The 250-nt window shown below is 35.6% G+C and carries 1 protein-coding gene; it reads left to right on the plus strand.

The window, feature by feature from the left end:
* A partial coding sequence (locus Q4563_RS21475; RefSeq protein ID WP_303605968.1) for a hypothetical protein occupies nucleotides 1–250 on the plus strand: 250 nt, incomplete at both ends.

Consider the following 250-nt stretch of genomic DNA (forward strand, 5'->3'; position numbering starts at 1 on the left):
GTAACCCAGTAAACATTGTAATTTCTAACTTACAAGGTGGTACTTACGGTAGATTGATTGATCAGTCAAACAACAAGTTTTTCAAAATTGGTAAATGGAGATTTCAGTCAACGAATGCTTCTCAATTAAGCCAAACTTTGACTATCAATCACGTTGATGCGAATGGTAAACAATATTCAACTCCGTTTAACTTGTCAATCGCTCGTGATGCATACCAACAACAGTCTGATATTTTGGACGTTACTAAACC

The sequence above is a fragment of the Gilvimarinus sp. 1_MG-2023 genome, assembly GCF_030548285.1.